17 protein-coding genes and 1 other RNA gene are annotated in these 24,101 nt (G+C 33.7%); 9 read left to right on the top strand and 9 right to left on the bottom strand.

Annotated elements, in window-relative coordinates; genetic code table 11:
* Positions 1–79: 79 nt before the first annotated feature.
* Positions 80–526 carry a transposase gene (locus OZP08_RS13185; RefSeq protein WP_281322062.1) on the bottom strand — a complete coding sequence of 149 codons (447 nt, stop codon included), beginning with the start codon at positions 524–526 and terminating at the stop codon, positions 80–82.
* A 214-nt stretch (positions 527–740) separates the two neighbouring features.
* A complete protein-coding gene (locus OZP08_RS13180) occupies positions 741–2,162 on the bottom strand; it encodes an ATP-dependent DNA helicase (protein ID WP_281322061.1) in 1,422 nt (473 codons plus the stop codon).
* A gap of 202 nt (positions 2,163–2,364) precedes the next feature.
* On the opposite strand from OZP08_RS13180, the gene OZP08_RS13175 reads away from it, so the two are divergent.
* Together OZP08_RS13175 and OZP08_RS13170 are read left to right on the top strand one after the other, a co-directional pair.
* Complete coding sequence (locus OZP08_RS13175) at positions 2,365–3,186, top strand: DUF3822 family protein (protein WP_281322060.1); 822 nt, start codon at positions 2,365–2,367, stop codon at positions 3,184–3,186.
* Positions 3,183–3,785, top strand: a complete 603-nt coding sequence (locus OZP08_RS13170; protein WP_268846541.1) for an RsmD family RNA methyltransferase — start codon at positions 3,183–3,185, stop codon at positions 3,783–3,785. The genes OZP08_RS13175 and OZP08_RS13170 overlap by 4 nt, the downstream gene beginning before the upstream one ends.
* Positions 3,786–3,842: 57 nt before the next feature.
* Here OZP08_RS13170 and OZP08_RS13165 read toward each other — a convergent pair whose 3' ends face one another.
* Both OZP08_RS13165 and OZP08_RS13160 read right to left on the bottom strand, forming a co-directional pair.
* Positions 3,843–5,945 (bottom strand): outer membrane beta-barrel family protein, encoded by a 2,103-nt coding sequence (locus tag OZP08_RS13165; protein ID WP_268846540.1) that lies wholly within the window; start codon positions 5,943–5,945, stop codon positions 3,843–3,845.
* Complete coding sequence (locus OZP08_RS13160) at positions 5,938–6,897, bottom strand: hypothetical protein (protein ID WP_268846539.1); 960 nt, start codon at positions 6,895–6,897, stop codon at positions 5,938–5,940. The genes OZP08_RS13165 and OZP08_RS13160 overlap by 8 nt, the downstream gene beginning before the upstream one ends.
* A 293-nt stretch (positions 6,898–7,190) precedes the next feature.
* On the opposite strand from OZP08_RS13160, the gene OZP08_RS13155 reads away from it, so the two are divergent.
* Positions 7,191–8,549, top strand: a complete 1,359-nt coding sequence (locus OZP08_RS13155) for a sensor histidine kinase (protein ID WP_281322059.1) — start codon at positions 7,191–7,193, stop codon at positions 8,547–8,549.
* Positions 8,550–8,559: 10 nt separating this feature from the next.
* A complete protein-coding gene (locus OZP08_RS13150; RefSeq protein ID WP_281322058.1) occupies positions 8,560–9,252 on the top strand; it encodes a response regulator transcription factor in 693 nt (230 codons plus the stop codon).
* Here the strand turns inward: OZP08_RS13150 and OZP08_RS13145 are convergent.
* Together OZP08_RS13145 and rnpB are read right to left on the bottom strand one after the other, a co-directional pair.
* Complete coding sequence (locus tag OZP08_RS13145; protein ID WP_268846536.1) at positions 9,249–9,659, bottom strand: DoxX family protein; 411 nt, start codon at positions 9,657–9,659, stop codon at positions 9,249–9,251. The genes OZP08_RS13150 and OZP08_RS13145 overlap by 4 nt on opposite strands.
* 43 nt (positions 9,660–9,702) lie before the next feature.
* An RNA gene (gene rnpB / locus OZP08_RS13140) (RNase P RNA component class A) lies at positions 9,703–10,026 on the bottom strand.
* A 121-nt stretch (positions 10,027–10,147) separates the two neighbouring features.
* Between rnpB and OZP08_RS13135 the strand changes: the two genes are divergently transcribed.
* The 4 genes from OZP08_RS13135 (at position 10,148) to OZP08_RS13120 (ending at position 13,598) form a co-directional block, all read left to right on the top strand.
* Positions 10,148–10,441, top strand: a complete 294-nt coding sequence (locus OZP08_RS13135) for an SH3 domain-containing protein (RefSeq protein WP_268846535.1) — start codon at positions 10,148–10,150, stop codon at positions 10,439–10,441.
* Positions 10,442–10,651: 210 nt separating this feature from the next.
* Positions 10,652–11,761 carry a class I SAM-dependent methyltransferase gene (locus OZP08_RS13130; protein ID WP_268846534.1) on the top strand — a complete coding sequence of 370 codons (1,110 nt, stop codon included), beginning with the start codon at positions 10,652–10,654 and terminating at the stop codon, positions 11,759–11,761.
* A gap of 92 nt (positions 11,762–11,853) precedes the next feature.
* The gene (gene dnaX / locus OZP08_RS13125; protein WP_281322057.1) at positions 11,854–12,939 is read left to right on the top strand and encodes a DNA polymerase III subunit gamma/tau; all 1,086 of its coding nucleotides are present in this window, start codon (positions 11,854–11,856) and stop codon (positions 12,937–12,939) included.
* Positions 12,940–13,253: 314 nt separating this feature from the next.
* On the top strand, positions 13,254–13,598 hold the full coding sequence (locus OZP08_RS13120; RefSeq protein ID WP_281322056.1) for a DNA polymerase III: 345 nt from the start codon (positions 13,254–13,256) through the stop codon (positions 13,596–13,598).
* Between the two features lie 88 nt (positions 13,599–13,686).
* Here the strand turns inward: OZP08_RS13120 and OZP08_RS13115 are convergent, their stop codons facing one another.
* From OZP08_RS13115 to OZP08_RS13105, 3 genes are read right to left on the bottom strand one after another with little or no spacing between them, the layout of a single operon-like run.
* On the bottom strand, positions 13,687–14,577 hold the full coding sequence (locus OZP08_RS13115; RefSeq protein ID WP_281322055.1) for a Ppx/GppA phosphatase family protein: 891 nt from the start codon (positions 14,575–14,577) through the stop codon (positions 13,687–13,689).
* 60 nt (positions 14,578–14,637) lie between these two features.
* Positions 14,638–16,707: a polyphosphate kinase 1 gene (ppk1, locus tag OZP08_RS13110; protein WP_268846533.1), complete on the bottom strand. Its 2,070-nt coding sequence runs from the start codon at positions 16,705–16,707 to the stop codon at positions 14,638–14,640.
* Positions 16,708–16,713: 6 nt separating this feature from the next.
* Entirely contained in the window at positions 16,714–17,199 is a 486-nt protein-coding gene (locus OZP08_RS13105; protein ID WP_268846532.1) for a SixA phosphatase family protein, read from the bottom strand.
* Between the two features lie 1,099 nt (positions 17,200–18,298).
* On the opposite strand from OZP08_RS13105, the gene OZP08_RS13100 reads away from it, so the two are divergent.
* Positions 18,299–24,100 carry a DUF7507 domain-containing protein gene (locus tag OZP08_RS13100; RefSeq protein ID WP_281322054.1) on the top strand — a complete coding sequence of 1,934 codons (5,802 nt, stop codon included), beginning with the start codon at positions 18,299–18,301 and terminating at the stop codon, positions 24,098–24,100.
* Position 24,101 lies beyond the last annotated feature (1 nt).

The following is a 24,101-nucleotide window of genomic DNA, read 5'->3' as shown; positions in this document are numbered from 1 at the left end:
TTTTATTGAAAGATCAATTTAGAGATGCGATAAATCTAGAGACGCGATAAATCGCGTCTGTACGGCTGTGAGCTGATAATTATTTTCTAAAAAATTTATCTTCTCCCCATTTCGATGGGTTTTCTTCTATATAATTTTGTATTCTTTCAAAAGATTCTGAGTTTCTGATAATATGATCGTGAAAACGTGAATGCCATTCGAAATTTTGATTTACTTTTCGCATTTCAAATGTACATCTTCCTTTATACCATCGGATTATTCTTGAAATATTTTCTGCAAGCATAGGATTATTTTCTCCTGCAAATCCACCTATTGCCTTCTCTGATTCTATAGACGGAATTAATTGCGTTTCTACAGATTTATTAATAATCAATATTCCATGCATGTGATTGGGCATGATCTGAAAATTTCCCAATTCGATATATGGAAATTGTTTTACTATTTCTATCCAATATTTTTCAGCCAATGCTCCAATTGCATTTAAATTCATTCCACTATCAACAACTTCTCCAAAAAAGTGCTTCATTTCCTTTGTCTAAATCGTAATGAAATAAGCTCCATTAGTACCATAATCCCAATTTTTTAATCTAGCAGAAGGAATCCTATATTTATTTCGAAATTTTTCTGCCATAATTTATTTTTATCAGAATATAATGTACAGACGCAATTTATCGCGTCTCACGTAACAACTATATGTTAGACGCGATAAATCGCGTCTCTACAGTTATAACAATGATAGTTTAATCTACAAAACTCTCATCCTTAAATCCTATCAAATATAGTTTATTTTTGGCACGTGTCATAGCGGTGTATAACCATCGGATATAATCTCTGTCTATGCCGTTTGGCAAATACGGTTGTTCAATGAAAACGGTATTCCACTGCCCTCCTTGTGATTTGTGGCAAGTTATCGCATATGAGAATTTAACTTGCAAACCATTGAAATACTCATTGGTTTTTACTTTCTGAAATTGTTTGAATTTGGTTTCTCCTTCATAATCTTTTAGAACTTCCTGATACAGTCTATTAGATTCTTCGAATGTTAAAGAAGGAGATTCACTTTTTATAGTATCCATCAAAAGTACAGTTTCAAAGGGCTTTTGATTAGGGTAATCAATCATTCGGATTTTTACTTTGGCAAATTTAAAGCCGTATAATTCTTTTATGCCAAACATTTCCAGAACCTCGATAATATCACCATTAGCAATAAATCCAGCTTCATCAGAGTCTTTTAGCCAAAAATAATTATTCTTCACAACCATCAGGAAATCACCTGTAGACAGTTCACTTTCTTTATCGAGAATTTTGGATCGAATTTGCTCATTGTATTGATTGGCTCTTTTATTCGACCGTACAATAAAAGCCGTATCTTCTATACTGTAATTACTGTAAGCCGAATTAATAGCATCCTGAATATCGTAACCATCTGTCAATCGTACAATATCCTTGAATTTACGAACATCAAACTTAAAGTCGGTTATAAAAGAATCCTTCAATAATTCTCGCAATTCGGTGGCATTATGCAAAATTCCTGAACTTTCTTCCTGACGCATTACTTCGTCCAGTTCAATATAATCGACTTCTTTGTTGTAATTCAAACTCAATGTTTGAATGTCTAATGCAGGGCTAACTTCTAGATTTACAGGAGGTAATTGAGCTATATCTCCCAATAAAATCATTTTACAATTGGTACCCGAATACACATAGGAAATCAAATCATCTAGCAAAGAACCGTTTTCATATAATTTAGAATCCGAATTCGTATCAGAAATCATCGAGGCCTCATCGACTATGAAAATAGTGTTTTTGTGTTTGTTTGGCTGTAAAGTAAATGCAACCCCTCCTCCAGAAGTTTTCTTGGGGAAATATATTTTTTTATGAATTGTAAAAGCTGGCTTTTCTGAATAATTGGCAATTACTTTAGCAGCACGTCCTGTTGGTGCCAACAAAACATATTTCTTATTAATATCCAATAAACTATTTACAATCGTAGAGATAACAGTAGTTTTTCCTGTTCCTGCATAACCTTTTAGAACAAAAATAGTGTCATTCTCGTTCTCAGTCAAAAACACGGCTATTTTTTGAAAAAAGATATCCTGTTTGTAAGTTGGCTGAAAAGGGAATTTTCGCTGTAAAAGGCTATAAAATGAGGAGGAATTCATGGATTGTAATTTGATTGCAAATTAAGTGAAAAAAGGTCAAAAGTTTATTGGTTTACAAGTTTTAGATTGCACTTCACTTAGGCACAAACCATCTAAACGAATAACTATCTAAACTTTTAAACTAAAAAATAAAATTTGTAAGTTTGCAATCGTATGAAATCCAACTATAATTCATGGTCTATAATGAATTGTAAATCAAACAATGTCAATGCAAAACACCAATATAACAGATAAAAAATACAAAAAGCTATCAATTCAAGTTTCCTTGACAGGACTTTCTTTTTGTTGTTTTGACACTTTGAACAATAAGATTACCTCACTAAATGAGGTACGGTTTGACACTTTTCATAAAGCAACCAAAATTGAGGATTTATTTTCGGATGCCTTTCGGGATTATCCGGAATTAAAAGAATCTTATGACGAGATTCAAGTAATACATAATAATAATCTTTCGACATTTGTTCCTACAGCATTGTTTGATGAACAATTTTTGGCTAGTTATTTACAATACAATACCAAGGTTTTTGAAACAGATTTTTTTGCATTTGATGAAATCACAAATTATCAAATGAATGTGGTTTATATACCTTACGTAAATATCAATAATTTTTTTATAGATCAATTTGGTTCATTTGATTACAGACATGCCAACAGTATTTTAGTTTCAAAACTTTTGGATGCCTCCAAAAATAATGATGACAAGAAAATGATGGTTCATTTTAATCCGGGTCATTTTGAAATTATTGTTATCCAAAATCAAAAACTACTGTTATTCAATTCATTCGAATATAAAACTCCGGAAGATTTTATTTATTATTTGCTTTTTACTGCAGAACAATTAAATATGAATCCCGAAAGTTTTAAATTGGAATTATTAGGAGCCATTTCAGAAGAAGATGATTTCTATAAAATCGCTTTCAAATACATTCGAAATATATCCTTCTTTGATGTGACTGATTTACAAAAAAACAACCCTTTCACAAAAGCTCAAAATCAGCAACATTTTATACTTTTTAACTCATGAGAATCATATCCGGAAAATACAAAGGAAGACGCATTATGCCACCAAAAGGCTTACCTGTTCGCCCAACAACGGACATGAGTAAAGAAGCATTGTTTAATGTTTTGAATAATAATTTTGACTTTGATGGCCTAAAAGTATTAGACTTATTTGCAGGAACTGGTAATATCAGTTATGAATTTGCTTCACGTGGTAGCATGCCCATTACCTCAGTTGATGCTGATTTTGGTTGTGTAAAATTCATTAAGCAAGTAGCTGCTGAATACGATTTTAATATTGCTGCTACAAAAAGCGATGTTTTTACTTTTTTAGAAAAAAACAAAACTTCTTACGACATTATTTTTGCAGATCCTCCTTATGGTTTAGATCAAAAAACTTTTGAAAAAATTGTATTATTGGTTTTCGAAAAAGGATTACTCGACGATGAAGGCATGATGATTATTGAACATTCTAAATATACCAAACTGGATCACATGATTAATTTTTCTTTCCAGAAAAGTTATGGTGGCTCTGTTTTTAGTTTCTTCGAATTGGATTCAACCGAAGAGGAAGAAGTTGATGACGAGTCTAATCGTAAAGACACAGAAGAAGACGAAGGTTAATTTATCAAAGAATATATACTTACAAAGCCCTTGAAATTCAAGGGCTTTTTTAAGATTTTATCTAATTCTATTGGAGTTATCATCAATGCTTTTTTCCTTAAACTCAGTTGATTTTATTTTTCCAAAAGAATATTTAATGGCTATCGAAAATTCATGTGAATCCACCAAATATCTGGCTTTTGAGTTGATATTATTTATGGTAAATCTTTCTTCATAAATCATATTCCTAAAAATGTCATTATAACTTAAGGTACAATCCCAATTCTTGAAAAATATTTTTGAAATTCCTAAATCCAAGATGAATTTTGCATTTCTTTCAAAAACACCTTCTTTTTGTTCCGTTAAACCCCAGGCTGTCATTACTATTGTATACTCTTTTGGGAGTTTAAATTCATTACTGGAATAATAGTATAAATAGGGTTTTGATGCTATAAACAATGCCGAATCATCTTCTATTTTATTCAATATGCAGCTTAAGCTATTGGTCGATGTCCAATTTTTATATGTGAAAGGCAAGGTAAATTCTAAATTAAACCCAGATTCTTTCTCAAAATTAGTTTCTCTAAAAGTCAGTATGTTGTTTTGACTATCAAATATAAAGCTACTGTATACTGGATCTGTATTTACGTAATAGCTTAGCTTTACTGATTTGTCATGATATTGAAAACTGGATGAAATTTGATTATTGATAGTTGGATCTAAATTGATATTCCTGGAATATAAAAAATAGGGATTGATATAAGTGGCTCCCTGACTTGTAGATGAATAATTGGGTCTCGAAATACTTTTGAAATAGTTTAAAGTTATAGATTTGGTACTATCAATCGGAATATCCAGCTGTACTTTCGGAAAAAAATCAGTGTAGTTTTTATTGATTAATGGCGCATTATCATTCTTAAACTCCCCAACAATATTGGTGTTTTCAACTCTTAAACCAACTGAATATCCAATCTTTTTAAGGCTTCCAGACAATTGTGTATAAGCTGCACTATTCTTCTCTTTGAAATTATAATTGGAGTTGATTGTAATATTGGTATCAAAATTCAAGATTTTAAAATCAGTTTTGGCATTCGCTGATAAATAAAGTCCGCCGTATTCCAACTTCATTTCGTTTTTAAACTTCTTTTCGAGATCTGCCCTACCGGAAAAAACATCAATATTAAATTTTTGATTACTATTTTGAGCCCTTTCAAATTGAGTATCGTTGAAATTATTCTGAACTAAAGATTTAGAATCCTGATCAAAATTTGAATATTGAAAACCAGTAAACAATTGAGTATCTATTGATTTTATCTTCTTGGAATAATTAACAAAAGTGTTAATAAAGTTCTTTGTACTCTTATTATCACTGTGAGTTACAATATTATTTTCTACAGCTTCTTTCTTGTTATAAGTTGTAGTGTTTATATCAAAAGGTTCGCTTTGCAATTTACTGTTTGCACTGATTGAAAAATAATCGTCATCATTGATTTTATAAAACAAACTGCCTCCAAAAATAAACTGCTTCCTTTGGGTATTTGCTGTAGCAACATTATAGTTTGAGATTATATCAGCTTCTGGTATTTGATAATCAATACTATGGCTTTCCCAAGGATTCAATCTGTTGAAGTTAAAATTGACTTTCCATTCTAATTTGTTCTTTTTGAAACTTGAATTTATCCCTAGATAATTATTGAATGATTTTTTAAAGGAAGCCACTTCGGATAAAGTCGTTTGTGAACCTTCTTTTTTGCTAAATTTTCTGGTAATCAAAATGACGGCTCTTCCTTCGGCTTCATATTTAGAGGAAGGATTATTAATGAGTTCAATGGTTTTAATGTCATCTACAGTCAAGGCGTTCAAATCACTAATTCCTACTTTTTGGTTATCTATGTATACCAAAGGATTTCCCTTTCCTATAACCGTAATATTTTCTTTGTCGGCACTTATCGTAATATTGGGTAATTTTGATAGTAAATCTATTGTATTGGGAGTTGCATTTAGAATCGAATTGGCCACATCAACTTTTATATTTCCATTTTTATTGGAGAACATTTTCTTTTCTTTAGTAACAATTACTTCGCTTAAATTGTTTGATATACTGTCCTTCGCAGTTGTATTCTGTCCATATCCAAATCCAGAAATGGTAAAACAAAGTACAATGATTATAATTTTATTCATTATTAAGTAAATTAAGAATCCAATTTAGACAATCTTGCGAATCCATTATTGACCAAGAATGTGGATTTTTACTGCCGTCTAATCTTACTCCTTTTCCTTGACTAATAATTACATTTGCATTTTTATTACCCATAACTTTCAATTGATTTATCATAGCAACTATATCAATTCCATTCCAATCATACAAATCACGGTGGCGTTTATTGATTAGCCAATCAACATCTAAATCTGTATACATACGTATAGGTGTGCCTTTTAAGTATTTTGCATTTCCTCCTTCTTTTGCTCCAAAAGAAAAAATGGATGCTTCAATATACTTATCTGGGAATTTATCTGGGGAACCACCATACAAACTATCGGAATTATTCTTTATCCATCTTGCCTCATTTACTCCTGCTTCAGAAAGATTTCGTTCAATTTCTCTTTCGCAATATTTATAGAAACGGGCTTGATCCAGTGGAGTATCTAAAGCAAATACTCCTTTGGGAATTAAGAAAAATTTATTTGGGTTTTTTGTGGCTTTTTCCGCATAGGTCAATGAAATGATACCTCCATTCGACAGGCCTCCCAAAATAAAATTATCCTTGGAAACATTGTACTTTATTACTATTTCATTAAAAATCGTATTTAAAAAATAGAATTCAGCCTCTCGGCTATCGGTTCCCCAATTTACTGAAGGAATAATTACTAAGATTCCTTTTTGAACAGCAAGTTGATGTAATGTTATTTGTTTTAGTAAATCTTCTGTAGTTTCTCCTCCAGATGGTAAAATTACCAAAGCTCCAATAATTTCAGTATTTGGAACAATTTTGTAATAATACAAAGATTTTGAGTCACCGTCATTGATATATAAGTCATTGGTATCTGAATTATTAACAATTACTTTCTCAAGTCCTTGCCCATAACAAAATGTAACTCCAAGTAAAATCACTATGGATAATAGATTTTTCATAATTTATATTTTTCAGTATTTTGAATGCAAAAATGATTCTAAATACTCACTTCCTAAGTTAATCGAAGGTTAATGCGGAGTTAATGGCTAATTTGAATAATAAAAGGATTATTTTTGAATTCAATTTTATGCTTGCCTATGTTGCTTAGCAGGTAAAAATAGCACGCAGATTTTGCAGATTTACGCAGATTGTATTGGTTCTTTCATTATAAATTTGTGATAATTCGTGTAATTTGTGACAAAAGCTTTTTTTCAGGCATTAATTGCGTTTAAGCATTTTTAATTTTCACCAAATGAAGCAAAGAATCAATTTATTAATCGCGTTTTCAGTAGTTGCTCTGATTGCTCTATCTGTGGTGCAATGCTATTTAGTAAAGACTACTTATGATTATAAAGTGGCTCAATTTCACACTGAAATCAAAGATAAAATTGCCCAGATAACAAATGATTACAGCGATATTGATTCGGCTTACGTCAATAAAAAAGAATTATTGTATAAGCAGTTGGCACAAAATTATGTTTTAAACAAAAAGCCTAAATTCCATATAGAAAGTACTTTGCTTGATAATGAATCCGGAAGTGAATTAACCCGCAAACTGCACCTTAAATTTAAACGTGAATTTCCAGATATTTCAATAGATTTTGCCATTGTTCTTAACAAGTTTGTCATTTACAACAGTCATAAAAAAGCAGATACTATTTTCTCCGAAAAGCCTGTTATAAAAAATAAAATGTATGGCAATTTGACAACTTTAAACAATGCCTTTTTAGTTCGGAATTATGTTAGTACAACAAGTGGTTCTTCTGTAATGCAGGATTATAAATTACTTACGGAAGACTCCATGTATGTCTCTGTAATTGATTGGGAAGCCATAATTCTAAAAAGAATGAGAATGGTTTTATTACTGTCACTGCTTTCAATTCTAACCTTAATAACTCTGTTTGTTATTGCTATAAAAGCACTAATCAAACAAAAAAAAGTGAGTGATGTCAAAACCGATTTCATCAATAATATAACACATGAACTCAAAACTCCTCTGACCACTTTAGGAATCTCCACAAAGATATTAGAACGAAAAGACATTAGGGATAATGAACAGCAGTTCAGTAGTGTCCTTGATACTATTTCACGCCAAAACAATCGTTTGCAAAGTTTAATCGATCAGGTAATGGCCAATTCTTTGGGTGAAAATGAAATCGAATTGCAAAAAGAGAAAATCGCAACCGAATTATTTTTGAATGCCATTGTTGCTGATTTTAAGATTGCGTATCCAAAAGTGACTATTGAAACCGATTTTAATACTAAAGAAACTTCTTTGGTCTTGGATAAATTTCATTTGACAACAGCTATTTTAAATGTGCTCGAAAATGCCGTGAAATATGGCAGCACCAAAATCACGATCAAAACAGAATTAATCAAAAATCAATTCAATATCAGTATCAAAGATGATGGAATTGGAATTTCAAAAAACAAGCATTCCTTATTGTTTGATAAATTTTACAGAGTTGAGCAAGGTAATCTTCATAATGCGAAAGGATTGGGATTGGGATTGTATTATGTGAACCAAATCATAAAAGCACATCAAGGTACTATTGCCGTTATGAGTGACTTGGGAAAAGGATCGGTATTTACAATTATGTTTAAAGTCTAATATACTGCCATTGAAAAAAGTACTTTTAGCCGAAGACGATACTGATTTTGCAAGCGTTCTCAAACAATATTTAGAATTATACCAGTATGACATTACTTGGGCAGAAAACGGAGAAGATGCCTTGACTTTATTTCAAACGGAAAACTTTGATATTTGCGTTTTTGATGTGATGATGCCCAAAATGGATGGATTTACCCTTGCCGAAAAAATCATCAAAATAAATCCCGAAATACCTTTTATATTCCTCACAGCCAGAAAGCTAAAAGAAGATAAAATCATTGGACTAAAATTGGGTGCCGATGATTATATCGTAAAACCATTTGAGGCTGATGAGCTTGTTTTACGACTAAATAATATCTTGAAAAGAAGTCAACAAAAACAAACTCATTTTTCTACAATTGATGAATTACAAATAGGCACTTATGTATTTGACACCAAGCGGCTTTGTCTAAAAAACAACTCTATGATTCAGCAACTTACTGAAAAAGAAGCCGCTCTAATCCATTTTTTCTATACACACAAAAATCAAATGGTAAAACGGGAACAAATATTAAAAACCGTTTGGGGCAGTGACGATTTTTTTTCCGGAAGAAGTATGGATGTTTATATCAGTAAGATTCGAAAATATTTTAAAAACGATGATCGAATCAGTATTAACAGTGTGCGAAATATTGGGATAGAATTTAAGATAACAAACAACTAGTCCTTTTTTAAAGCTAGTTTTTCATCTTTAGAAGCGGCAATAACGATTAAGCCTAAAATTAAGGCACAACTATATTCCATTCCGCCAGCACCATGCTCACCAACCCACCAACCATTCTCATAGTGTATGATGATGTTACCCATAATTAGCATTAAGATAAATCCAAGAGAAAGATACCTTTGGAAATAACCAAAAGCAAGTGCTAGTCCTCCAACAATCTCATAGAAAGTAATACCCCATACCATTGCGGTAGTTGCAAAAAAGCCTTTGTTAGATAAAAAACCAGCAAATCGTTCTATAGTTCCGTTTGCTATTCTCGTAACCGCATGGGCTACAAAAAACAAAGGAAGTACTATTCTAAAAAGTAAAAGTGATTGCGATGAAGACAAAAAAGGAAACTTTTTCATGTTTTTTTTACTAAAATAATAAAAAAACATAAAAAACAGCAAAAAAAAATGCAGACCTATAAGCCGGATTCTGTTCTCGTCTTGCGACGATACCTTATCATTTATCTAGATCTTGCATTACTGCAAGACTCAAGCTATCTACCCTTCAGCAACGGACGAGAAACCCTTAAATGCTGATATACTTGATATTTCACCGCATAGAGTTTACCTGGTTTCACTACAGCATTACCTGTACATACTTTCTGTTGCACTTGTCCTAATCGCGTCCTAAAACGCAACCGACGGGTGTTACCCGCTATGCTTCTCTTTGGTGTCCGGACTTTCCTCCCTCCCGATTCATCGGGACGACGATAAGGCGGTCTGCGGCGCAAATTTACATTTTTTATTACTGGTTTACTATTCTAAAATATTTACTTTAACCATACTTTTACAACATCTTAATTATAAAATAGTTAACTTTATTCCATAATACTAATCTCCTTTATATCATGGCAAAAATGTATCATTATTCTACTGTTTCTGAAGCCTTGGAAGATTTAAAAGAAAAAGGTTTTACCTATGATTTCAATCTTAACGAAGCTGATATTGTAAAAAATCCAGACAAATATGAGATTGTGCATATTTATCGTTACGAGGGAGATTCAAGTCCAGATGACGAAGCTGTTGTCTATGGAATAAAATCAAGCTCAGGTGAAAAAGGCGTATATGTAGCTGGATTTGCCGCAAATTCTGTCAATGAAGCTACACAAGTACTAATCCAATTAAGTATTAAGGGAAGATAAAATCATCTTCTCATAAATTAAAACAAGGGCGTGCCACCAGTAGAAAAGGAGCCCAATATACAAACCGCTTATCCGGCTCCTTCTCTACTGCTGTCAGGCTATCCGGGCTACTTCGGTAGCTTCCTGCTATCCTTCACGCGATTCGGTGCAAATCAAGAACATTTTTAGATCCACATAAATTGGAATTTAGAATTTGATATTTTTAAACCAATGCTACTTTCAGAAATAATAATCGAACAAATCAAAAATCAAGGGCTTATGTCATTTCGGGATTTTATGGAAATGGTTTTGTATTATCCGGAGTTGGGCTATTATAACTCCAAACAAAATATAATTGGAGCCGAAGGTGATTTCTATACCAATGCCAGTCTATCGGCTTCTTTTGGAGTCATGTTAGGGCGACAAATAGAGGAAATGTGGAAAAATTTAGGCAAAAAAGCATTGAGAATTATTGAATATGGAGCCGGAACCGGATTATTATGCCATGACATTTTAGATTATCTAAAAAACAATGCGGACTTATATAATGATTGCTCCTATTCTATTATCGAAAAAAGCAGTAGCATGCGTGAAATAGAAAAAAAACATTTACATGAAAAAGTGAGCTGGCATTCTTCTATTCAAGAAATCCCTCAAATGAATACCTGTATACTATCAAATGAATTAGTCGATAATTTTGCTGTACATCAAGTTGTTATGCAAGATCAATTAATGGAAGTCTTTGTAGATTATGAGAATGGATTCAAAGAAGTATTACAACCAGCAAATCCAACTCTTCTTGCTTATTTTGAAGCTCTAAATGTGACATTACCAAAAGGATTCCGAACCGAAATAAATCTTGAAGCCACCACTTGGATAAAAGAAATAGCACAATGGCTCAAAAAAGGATACGTTATCACTATTGATTATGGTGCACTATCATCAGAAATGTATAAAATAAATAAATGTTTGGGAACGCTCTTGTGTTATAACAAACACCAAATCAATGATAATCCATATCAATTCATTGGGGAACAAGATATCACGACACATACCAATTTTTCAGCGTTAAAACATTGGGGCTCAAAATACGGATTAAAATACCGAGGGTTGGTTAATCAAACTAGCTTTCTACTAGGACTAGGTTTCAAGGAATACCAAGATACAATGCTAAAAGAAAAAATATCGAATGCAAAATTAGCCTTAGAAGAATCAATCATAAATTATAGATTGTTGATGGACTTAGGAACAAAAATAAAAGTGTTGATTCAGCAAAAAGGAGTATCTGATTACCCATTATCAGGACTGAAATTTTTAAATCCTACTCCAAATTTACCTTAAAATTGCTTTTAGGTTGTTTTTCAAAATTTGAATTTTGTTTATTTTGGATTTGAGTTTTTTAAAACTATATTTGCTTTCGAATAAAAATACCTATGGAACAATTTATAGTATCGGCACGTAAATACCGTCCACAAACATTTAAAGATGTGGTGGGACAAAAAGCCATTACCAATACTTTGCTTAATGCCATAGAAAACAATCACTTGGCTTCGGCTCTTTTATTTACAGGACCTCGAGGAGTAGGAAAAACAACTTGCGCTCGTATATTGGCCCGTAAAATAAATCAGCCAGGTTATGATGATCCTAACGAAGATTTTGCCTTCAATGTATTCGAACTCGATGCTGCTTCTAACAATTCAGTAGACGATATTCGAAATCTAATCGACCAAGTGCGTATCCCGCCACAAACAGGACAATACAAAGTTTATATTATAGACGAGGTGCACATGTTGTCTTCGGCAGCTTTTAATGCTTTCCTAAAAACATTGGAAGAACCGCCAAAACATGCTATTTTTATTTTAGCAACAACAGAGAAACATAAAATCATTCCAACGATTTTATCTCGTTGTCAGATTTTTGATTTCAAAAGAATCACGGTAAAAGATGCAAAAGAGCATCTAGCTGATGTAGCAACCAGCCAAAATGTTGTTTTTGAAGATGATGCTTTGCATATTATCGCCCAAAAGGCAGATGGTGCCATGCGTGATGCTTTATCTATTTTTGATAGAGTAGTTTCTTTTTGCGGAAATAACTTAACCCGTCAGGCCGTAACAGAAAATCTAAACGTTTTAGATTACGAAACTTATGTTACTGTTACTGATTTAATTCTTGAAAATAAGATCCCAGATTTATTAATGGCATTCAATGATATTCTTTCCAAAGGATTTGACAGCCATCATTTTGTATCAGGATTAGCCACTCATTTTAGGGATTTATTAGTTAGCAAAACACCTGCAACCCTTGTTTTACTGGAAGTTGGGGAACAAGCACAAAAAATGTACGGAATTCAGGCACAAAAATGCAGTCAAGATTTTTTATTAAAAGGAATCGATATTGCCAATGATTGTGATTTAAAATATAAAGCCAGTCAAAATCAACGACTGCTTGTTGAACTTTGCTTAATGCAATTAGCCTCTATCACTTTTGATGGAGAAAAAAAAAAGTTGAACAATATATAATCCCACCTACTTATTATAGAAAAACTCCTGATTATTCTATTGCAGAAGTTCCAAAAAGCAACAGCGATAGCAATACAAATACTATTGGTAATGAAAATTCAAATTCAAAAGCTGAAGTTTCAAATCCAATTGCAGTTACACAGGAAAAGCCTCAAGCTCCTTCTATTACAAGTCCTAACACACCGAGCAACGAATCTAAAATTCCTGCATTATCACTTTCTAGCATTAAAGCTAAAAAAGCTTTAGAACAAAGTATTAAAGGATTTGTAAGAGAAACTACAACATTACCTTCGGAGCCTTTCTCAGAAACCGAAATGCTTTTGCAATGGACAAAATATGCACAACGTCTTGGTGAAAAAGGATACAAGATAATGGAATCCTTGTTGCTGATGAATGATCCTGTATTAAATGGAACAAATATTTCTTTTGAATTACCTAATGAAGGTTCAAAACTGGATTTTGAAAGCGAAATGATTGGACTTTTAGGACATTTGAGAGGACATTTGCACAATCATGACATTACAATTCAAGTTAATGTAAATGAAACTATTGAAACCAAAAGAAGCTTTACAGATCAGGATCGCTACAATAGGCTTTTAGAGTTAAATCCAAACATAGAACTTTTAAGAACAACCTTTGGTTTGGATATAAATGCTTAATTAAGTTTTTTTGAATAATGATTAATGATTTTTGATTAAAGAGTTATAAATCTAAAGTCAAAAATCATTAATCTATTTCTATATCTATTTAAATTTTCCCATAAAACATAGCTTTCACAATACCATCAGAAAGCCCTATTTTTGGTACATAAATTTGTCTGGCACCACTCCATTTCATTGCATTAAGATAAATTCGGGTTGCAGGCACAATTACGTCAGCTCGGTCGGGGTTTAAACCCAATTGTGATATTCTTTGCTCATACGTTAGTGAATTCAAATAAGCATATTGAGAATTAACATAAATGTAAGACAAGGGCTTTTCTTGTACTTTGCCAGACATTTTAAATAGTTTATTGATGTTACCACCAGATCCAATTAGAGTAACTTCCTCATAATCTTCTGTGATAGTTTTAATCCATTTTTCAATTTCATTCCAAACCACTTCACAAACCATTTCGTTCAATAATCGAACAGTACCTGCTTTGAAAGATCTTGAGGTAACCATTTTTCCATTAGCAAATAAGGTGAATTCTGTACTACCCCCACCTACATCTACAAAGAGATAGGTTTCGTCAGATTTTATTAAATGATGTAAATCTGTTGAAGCAATTATGGCTGCTTCTTTCTTACCATCAATAATATCAATTTTTATATCTGCCTTTTTTTTAATCAAAGCCACAACTTCTTTTGCATTGTAAGCCTCTCGCATTGCAGACGTTGCGAACGCCATATAACGTTCTACTTTATGTACTTTCATTAATAGATTGAATGCTTTCATGGCATCACACATTCGCTCTATATTTTCAAGAGAAATCTCTCCAACTGTAAAAGCATCCTGTCCTAAACGAATAGGAACCCTTACTAACGAACTTTTATTAAATTGAGGTTCTTTACCATCTTCCTCTACAATGTTGGTAATTAACAAACGCATGGCATTTGATCCAATATCTATAGCGGCATATTTCTTTATTTTAATCATATTTTGATGGATACCATTAATGGTTTATTATGCAATTATTATGTTTTGAGATTTGAAGATTTAAACTGATTCTTCAAATACTGCTACTTTGTTTTGATAATATTTATAAGTCTCTAATTGTGCCCTAAATACTGGATTATTGCCACGAACTCTATATTTATTATCTAATTTATAGGAATGATATCTTGCTTTTACGTTTCCTTTCCAACCTAAATCAAAATTATCTATCAATTCATTTTTTATATTTTGATCATAAATAGGACATGTAACTTCTACTCTTGCATCTATATTTCTGGTCATAAAATCTGCCGAAGAAATATAAACTTCAGGTAAACCTGCGTTACCAAATATATAAATTCTGGAATGCTCCAGATAATTATCTACAATACTAATGGCTTCTATGTTTTCACTTAGTCCTTTTATTCCCGGAATTAGAGAACAAATTCCTCTAACCTCCAGCTGAATCTTAACACCTGCTTTACTGGCTTCGTATAGTTTATCAATCATCAATAAGTCTGATAAACTATTCATCTTTAGCTTCATATAGGTTTTTCTACCGGCAAGGGCATGTATAATTTCCCGATCAATCATTTTTACAAAACGTTGTCTTGTATATTGAGGGGAAACAATAAGATGTTTATAACGCTGTACTTTATAATTAGTGTCAAAAAACTCAAATATTTTTGATACGTCTTTTAAGATTTGCGAATGACAGGTAAATAAGGTGACATCAGTATATATTTTTGCTGTAGATTCATTAAAGTTCCCTGTTGAAATAAAACCGTATCTTTTTATTTTATGCTTTTCAAATCTTTCAATAACACATACTTTACTATGAACTTTTAATCCTTTTATTCCAAAAATAAGTTCAATCCCTTCGGTTTGCATTTGCTCAGAATAGGAAATATTTGAAGCTTCATCAAATCTAGCCTGTAACTCAATCTGAACCGTTACTTTCTTTCCGTTTTTGGCAGCATTAATTAGAGAACTTATAATTTGTGAATTTTTGGCCAATCGGTATAATGTAATTTTTATGGAGATAACCTTAGGATCTAAGGCTGCTTCACGCAAAAACTTAATCAAGTATGAAAAAGACTGATAGGGAGCATTCAATAAATAATCCCTTTTATTTATTTTTTCCAAAATACTACCTTCCAGACTAAGCCCCGGAACTGGTAAAGGGTCATTCTTTTTATACAATAAATCATATCTCCCTAAGTTGGGAAAATCCATGTAATCCCTACGATTATGGTATCTACCACCAGGAATGATACTATCTGTCGCATCGATACTCATTTTATCCAAGAAAAACTGAAGCGTATCTTTATCAATTTCCTGATCATAAATAAAACGTACAGGCTCTCCTATTCTTCTGTCTTTTACACTGGAAGCAATTTTTTCCAGCATACTCTTACTCAAATCACTATCGATATCCAATTGGGCATCTCTTGTGATTTTTATCATGTGTGCCGATACACTTTCGTAATCAAAAATATTAAAAATGCTACTTAAATTGTCTCTTATAACATCATCAATTAAAATAACATATTGCTTTTCATCATTACTTGGCAATACCACAAAACGATTGATCATTTTTGGAATCTCGATAATGGCATATCGCACTTCCTGATCTTTTTTCATCACTAATTTTACCGCTAAGTAACCAGATGAATCTTTTAATACAGGAAATTCGGCTAAGTCATTTAATATAATGGTAACTAATTCAGGACTTAACGTTTGAATAAAAAAGTCTTTCAAAAAAACTTTTTGATCTATGTTAATATCCTTCTCATTAATGATAAAAATATTTTCAGTCTGTAATTTGGATTCAATATTGCTTAATATCCTTAAACTTTCAGACTGTTGTTGAATTACTATTTCTGTAATATCTTTTATTAATTGTTGAGCAGATACACCACCAAAATATTTTTCTCCGGTTATTCCGCTTAAACTTAATCTTCTAATCGCTGCAAAACGAACTCTAAAAAACTCATCTAAATTATTAGAGAAAATCCCTAAAAAACGCATACGGTCTAATAATGGAACGCTGTCATCACCTGCTTCTTGAAGTACTCTTGCATTAAAGGCTAACCAACTTTTTTCTCTATCTATATATCTTTGTTCTAACACTCTTTATTATTTTAAATCTCTGGGGAATAGTATTTTCTTGGTATGGCCTTTTTCGATTGTGTCCCAGGTATCTGAATCGAATTCGATATGAACAAATCCGGCAGTAGGAACATTATCTATAAAAACATTTCCAAATTTATTAACAAAATTTGTAATAGCCTCGTTATGCCCGAAAATAATAATATTCTCGTAATCATTATTACTGGTTTTAATGACTTTTTCTAATTTTCTTTCATCAAATGTATAAAGCTCATCCTTATATAATATACTATCTAAGGGAAATGATATATTTTGGGCAAAAATCATTGCTGTTTCTAATGCTCTTTCTGCCGTACTACTCCAAACATTATAGGTTTTAGGAAGAAATTTTTTTATATGGGAAGAAACCAAATGCGCACTTTTCATGCCTTGAGCTGTTAATGGTCTGTCTTTGTCATGTAATGGAGATTCCCAACTTGACTTTGCATGTCGTACTAATATTAAATTTTTCATAAAACACTACTATTAAGTTTGTAATAATTGACAACTATATCGTATGCTAACTTTAAAAAAATAAGATTTTCTGATTATAATGATTTTAAATATGTTACTACGACATTGTAATAAAATGAAGTGTAACCTATTTTTAAAGGGAGTAACAATTTACAAAAAAATAAATTAGAATTGTCTGTTTTAGATTTTCATTTTAAAATATTTTAAGAATCATTAATTACAATGAAACTTAATTGAATTCATCATTTAGTAATGCTATCCTAAATTTATTCAAAAAATAAAAATTCATAACCATAATTATATCAATTACTTATACCCAAAAACACAAAAAAAAGAACTAAACAATTGTTCATTCAGTCTTTTAAGCATTCAAATACATATAATAGTCATTAAGTAATTCTGTTAATTTTTAGGAGAATTATTTTTGACTTGATATCTCTCTTTAACTTTCTTAGGAGATTTTTAAAACAAGTAAATATATTAAGCTGATTTTTAGTGATTTTAAGAAAAGTTTACATGGATTATATTACACTTTTAACTTTTCAACGAGTTTTTAGGTTATTAAAAGATAATCAGAACAATTTTAGAACATTATGCATAATTTTAAACTGTAAACAAATTCTAGTTTTTAGAATGTTCATTTTGATTTTATCCCCAAATTGGAATTAAAATGGATTATTGTCAATAAGTTATGATCTTAATTCGGTTTATTCAAAAACGAATTTCAAACGATTGAATTTTAAATAAAAAAAATTCAAAGTAAGCGATTAAAGAAAATCTATTAGCTCCAAGTTAAATTTAATTTTAATTGAATGGGAACAAAACTACTTTCTTTTTCAGACTTTGTATATACTCATTGGTAGCGCATTTATTTACTTGCGATACTTCAAGAGTATAAAATAAATCAACAAAATAACGTGAATTTTTCTATTGCCTATTGATGCAATCAATAAGGCAACCACTATAACTATTTCTTGTTTTTTATAAAGCTTTATTGCTTTGTAAAATTATTTATTCAAAAAATTTGCATGAATTTTTAAGTGTGAATTTCATTATATACCTACTCAAAATACTTTCTAACGATTTAAAACAAATCAAAATGGAACCAATTTTACCTCAAAAAAAACTAAAACAAACCTTAATTTTGGTTTTACTACTTTTATTAGTCTCTTTCGCAAATGGATATGCTCAAGATGCCTCTGAAGGAGATTACTGCCCGGGTCCTGGAGCAATTGGTGATGAATATGCCACTGGAATAGTTTTTAGCCAAGAAATAACGTCAAGTCCATCATCTACATGTCAAATAGGAACAGTCTTTGCTAAGGTCATTACCCAAGATCAAGTACTAAGATTAGGGATGAATATTGGTAATGGAGGTTCGGCGCTTTTCCGACTATATCTAGATACCGATAATAACCCTACAACTGGATTAACATCAGATTCATTTGGCGGTAGTTTAGGTGTAGCTGGTGCTGAGTATATTTTAGAGCTTAATTCAAATGGTAGTGGCTTCGTTCTATATTCTGGAAACGGAAGTACTAAAACTCCTCTAGCCATTAATAATGGACTTGCTGCTGCAAACGGTAGCTCTACGGGTTGTAATGCTGGTGGAGGTCAATTTTTAGAATTCAATATTCCTTTTGGCAGTATTGGCATAAATATTTGTGATCCAAATAACCCAGGTTTAATCAATCTTACAAAATTAGCCTCTGTTAGTGGTAACTCACCTTCTTCAAGTAGATGTATAGATGTCCCTCTTAGTTTTGGAATACCATTAAAAGGATCTGTTGCTCCAGATGCAAATGTATGTGAAGGAGTTAATAACACAGTCTTAAATGTAAGCGGTCTTACCAGCAATGCCACAGTTACTAAATGGCAATACAGCATAAATGGCGGCTCTACATGGAATGACATTCCTAATACAACAACTACTTATACAGCAGTTAATTTAACTGTAACTACCAAATACAGAGCGGTTATAAAAGATAATGGTTTGTGTCTAAATACATTTAACACAAGTGAAGCAACAATAACTGTAACCCCTTTGCCTACTGATGCAGAAGCCGGTAACAATCAAGCACAGTGCAACAATGGGAACTTTACACTTTCAGGTAATATCCCAACTATAGGTACAGGTACATGGACTGTTGTAAGCGGAACAGCAAACATAACTAGTATACATTTAGCAACATCTGGTGTAACTGGCGTACCAGCAGGAACTACGGCCGTACTAAAATGGAAAATTGTAAATGGAACTTGCAGCACCGAGGATACAGTGTCATTAACCAATGATCTTGCTCCAACTGCAGCATCAGCAGGTAATAATCAAACCAACTGTAATAACGGAAGTTTTACACTTGCAGGTAATGCTGCATCTGTAGGTACTGGCACATGGACAGTAGTTAGCGGAACAGCAATTATTGCTAATATACATTTAGCAACATCTGGTGTAACTGGTGTACCAGCGGGAACTGCTGCCGTACTGAAATGGAAAATTGTAAATGGAACTTGCAGCACTGAAGACGATGTAGTTTTGACCAATGATGCTGCACCAATTGCTGTAGCTGGCCCAAACCAGACAAAATGTAACACAAGTACTTTTACCATGGCTGCTGTTCCTTCTGTAGGAACGGGAGTTTGGAGTTTTGTTGGAGCATCAGGAACAGCCGTGATTACTTCGCCATCTTTGGCAACAACAACTGTAACATCAGTTCCGGTTAATCAAAATATAACTCTCCGTTGGACAGAAACTAATGGAACATGCCCTAGTAGTACAGACGACGTGATTATTAAAAATGATGGAGCACCAATAGCATCTGCTGGAGGCGGAAGCCAAACCATCTGTTCCAACTCTTCTGCAACAGTAAGTGGAGCTACAGCCTCAAACGGAACTATACTTTGGACAGAAAATGGTGCAGGTACTTTAAGTAATGCAACTACTTTGACTCCAACCTATACTGCTGTTGCTGCCGATGAGGGAAAAACCGTGACCTTGACTATGACCGTAACCAGTAATAATACTTGTGGAAGTGCCAAAGCTACATCAACCTATCTCATTCATGTAGATCCAACACTAACAATTTCAGGTACACTTAATGTATGTGTAAACTCAACTACACAATTGTCTGCATCTGCAACAGGAGCTGCTTCTGATGCATGGGTATCATCTAATCCTTCAGTTGCCACTGTTTCTGCTACAGGATTGGTAAGTGGTGTGTCTAATGGTACAGCTGTGATTACTTTTACTAATGCTACTGGTTGTCAAAAATCTGCAACTGTAACAGTAAATAGTCTGCCAGTTCCACCAATTTCCGGAGGCAACATAACCGAATGTATGGCTCCTTCAATACAAACATTAACAGCTACAGCCACAGCCCCTGCAGGTCAGCATGTTGATTGGTATACCTCTGCAACTGGAGGTAGTCCTATAAGCAGCCCAACTCTAAATACTGTAGGAACTATTACCTATTACGCTCAAGCTGTAAATAATATCACTTCTTGTGTGAGTTCTACTCGTACTCCAGTAGTCTTAACCATAAACTCATGCTCGCTTAAAATTACGAAAGATGGAACCTATCAAGATACCAATGCAGATGGCATAACTAATATTGGAGATAACGTAATATATAATTTTGTTGTAACCAATACTAGTAACGTAACTATGACAAACATTACAGTTACGGATATTAATGCTGTTGTTTCTGGTGGCCCAATTGCTTCTCTTGCCCCTGGTGCCACAGATAGTACGACTTTTACCGCGATTCATGCAATAACACAAAGTGATATAGATTCTGGAATTGTTTATAACTGGTCTAAAGTTACTGGAACTCCTCCTACTGGTGATGATATATCATCTATGTCTACTGATCCTACACCTTGTACAACTTGCCCTATTAACCCTCAATGTCCAGATTGTACTATCACACCTTTGACTCAAACACCTAAAATCGCTTTAGTAAAAACCAACAACATAGAAGTTGGACCAAACGGATGCGCTGTCCTAGCGGTTGGCGATGTGGTAACCTATACCTTTGCAGTGACCAATCCGGGTAATGTGAGTTTACATAATATAACTGTTACCGACCCACATACCGGCTTATCTGCCATAGCACTACAAAGCGGAGATAGCAATAACAACAATATACTTGAGGTTACCGAAACCTGGATTTATAAAGCCACCTATACCGTAACCCAAGCCGATATTGATAACGGAAGCATTACCAATCAGGCTTCGGTTAGTGGTACCGCGCCTAATAATGCCACAGTGAGTGACCAATCCGGTGATTCCCCAACAGGTGATAATCCTAACGTAATCCCTATTTGTACTAACGCTGGTATTCGTTTAGTAAAAACCAATGACATCGAAGTGGGACCAAACGGATGCTCTACTCTAGCCGTTGGCGATGTGGTAACCTATACCTTTACGGTGACCAATTCCGGTATTGTGAGTTTGCACAACATAACTGTTACTGACCTTCATCCTGGCTTATCTGCCATAGCGCTACAAAGCGGTGATAGCAATAACAATAACATACTGGAGGTTACCGAAACCTGGATTTATAAAGCCACTTATACTGTAACCCAAGCCGATATCGATAACGGAAGCATTACCAATCAGGCTTCGGTTAGTGGTACCGCGCCTAATGATACTGTAGTGAGTGATCAATCCGGTGATTCACCAGCAGGTGATAATCCTAATGTAATTACGTTTTGTATTACTCCTGGATTAACCGTTACCAAAACAACCACAACTGCCAGTTTTAGCGCCGTTGGTGATGTAATTAACTATACCATAAACGTAAAAAATACAGGTAATACCACATTGCACCAAATAACCGTAAAAGACCCATTAACCGGACTTGATACTGTTATAGAAACCCTAGCTCCGGGTGCCAGTTTAGACTACACCCAAAGCTATACAGTAACTCAAGAGGATCTAGACAAAGGATCCGTTATCAATGTAGCCAAAGCTGATGGATTAACTCCTACCAATACGCCTGTGAGTGCCACCGATGATGAAACTGTAAACGAGAGTGCCCATCCTATTGATGCCGTTGATGATAATGCCGGTACCATTGTCGGGGTGAACCAAATCACGCCTAATGTGATCAATGTATTTACCAATGATACTTTAAACGCAGCTGCGGTTAATCCTGCCGATGTTATTCTAACCACTGTAACACCTAACCCATTCCTGCAATTAAATCCGGATGGTTCTATAGATGTGTTGGCTGATGCCCCTGTGGGTCCTCAAACATTGGTGTACCAAATCTGTGAAAAACTAAACAACACCAATTGTGATTCTGCCACTGTAACGGTAAACATAGAAGCGCCAAGCATGACCATCTCCGGAGAAGGGATCTGTATCAACGATGTGCCTTACTTTAGTTATACTGCCACTGCCAATAACTTTACTCCGGTAAATGGTTTAACATTGACTTGGACTGACAGCAAAAACAACGTTGTTAGCACTATGACCAACTTACCGCTAAGCGGAAAAGTGTTATGGCCTGGGGCTACTGTGGATCAAAACGGCAATGGTACCGATTGGCCTGGTTGGGTTCTAGAGGGTCAAAAATGGATTGAAGCCCCTGATGGTTTTGAAAACACACGACCTACTGCATCGGTAACATTTACCTTAAACCCTAGTGAAACTATTGTTGTTAACTACCCTCCTTCTGATCCGTTGTGTACCGCCAGACCAACATTCTTAATCGATGCGGTAGATGATACTGCCAGTACCGTAGATGGATTGCATGGGGTGAAAAACATATTGAATGTCTTTAATAATGACACCTTAAACACCGTTGCGGTTAATCCGGCCGATGTTACCTTATCGATTTTGGTTCCTGATCCTAACGGAGCTATCACTCTAAACCCCGATGGATCTGTTGATGTAAAAGAGAATGCTCCTAGCGGTACCTATACCTTAACCTATCAAATATGCGAAATAGCGGATGCCGGTAATTGTGATTCTGCTCTGGTTACCATTACTGTTGTAAATACCCCTCTTGTTATTCAAGCCACAAACGACACCTTTAGCGTTACGCAATGTTCTGTTCTGGAAGGGGTTCGAAATGCCTTAAGCAATGATTTATTAAATGGTGTGGTAGCCAATCCGGCTGACTTTAAATTCAAATTGCTAACCGCTCTTGGACAATTCATCACCATAGATGAACAAGGTAATATCACCATTGCAAATAATGTGGCTGCGGGACAATACGTCTTCGATTATCAAATCTGTGAGGCTGCTAATCCCAACAATTGTTCTACTGCTACCATTACCATTAATGTGGCTGGAATCGAATCAGTTACCATAACCATTCCAAGTGATAGATCTCCTTGTAATGCTGATACTACTCCGGTGGATTTATTTACTTTCCTTCCTGAGGGAACTCCTAGAGACGGGGTTTGGGTAGACTCTGATCATACCGGAGCTGTAAACGGAAATATCCTTAATGCCTTTGGACTTCCTATTAGCACCTATCATTTTGAATATAAAATTGCCGGGGATTGCCCTAGAAGCATATTCCTTGTACTGAACATTAATGATGATTGTAAAGTGCTTCCTTGTAAAAGCTTAGTGATTCATAATGCTTTCACTTCGAATGAGGATGGTAGAAATGATTATTTCCAAATTGATAATCTGGACGACAACGATTGTTACAAAAACATCAGACTTGAGGTTTTCAACCGTTGGGGTGTTTTAGTATTCGAGAAAGACAATTATAATAATGGCAGCAATGCTTTTAGAGGATATTCAGAAGGTAGAACTACCATCAATAAAAGAGAAGGTTTACCAACCGGTACCTATTTCTATATCTTAAGCTATGATACTAGCGATGGTCTTGGTAAACCGCAAAGTGTTAAAAAAGATGGTTATCTCTATTTAATCAAATAAT

The organism is Flavobacterium aestivum (assembly GCF_026870175.2).
Classification (GTDB): domain Bacteria; phylum Bacteroidota; class Bacteroidia; order Flavobacteriales; family Flavobacteriaceae; genus Flavobacterium; species Flavobacterium aestivum.
This window is presented reverse-complemented; position numbering and strand designations above follow the sequence as displayed.